The organism is Aminobacter sp. P4_D5, assembly GCF_056401815.1.
On record NZ_JBFUIP010000885.1, the window covers coordinates 1 to 641 of the forward strand.

Genomic DNA, 641 nt, shown 5'->3' on the forward strand with positions numbered 1-641 from the left:
GCGCTCAGTGCGACCCCGAGAAGCGCGCCCACTACGATAGCGGCGATGCGAATGAACCCAAGTTGTGCGGTTCGCGCTGGCCTCAGGTCGGTGACGATGACGGCGGCGACGAAGGCGTTGATCGGATATTCGAGTTTGAAGAACTGCGCGATGGAGATCGCCAGTCCTGCCGCCAGACCTGCCCTTAGGGCCAATTGCAAGCCACGTATGGAAATCCCTGGTCTCATGCGAGTTCCGCACCAACGAACTGCGCAGACAAACGGGTCAGCCAAGCGACCGTTTCCCGACCCTCGCTGATTATGCAAACGGCGCCCCGCCGAAACGCATAATCCCGCCCCCCCTCTGCGCGCCCGCGCCCGTTGCTGCTCCAAAGCCGATCCAGGCCGCCGTCGGGTGCCTCGACGTGGCGCCTGGCTGCGCTGCCGCACCATGGGTCATGGTGGCGAAGCATGCGTCTTCCAGTGGCAGCCGCGCCTCGGTCCGCATAGGACACCTSGACCTYTCGCCGCCCRCCGGCCCGCKCCTCTCATGGATGGCGGGGACTCTCGGGACRTGAGCGCATTCCGCGCCCGATTGCAGAGGTAGATCATGATAACATCGACCAAGTCCGCGAAGGCCGCAGCTGCCCTTCCGAAGAGGAC

General features: G+C 64.6%; 1 protein-coding gene. It reads right to left on the bottom strand.

What is annotated here, in order from left to right:
* Positions 1 to 227 (bottom strand): aromatic acid exporter family protein (locus AC1DWF_RS35590; RefSeq protein ID WP_476843164.1); only part of this gene is annotated, 227 nt, incomplete at its 3' end.
* Positions 228 to 641 lie beyond the last annotated feature (414 nt).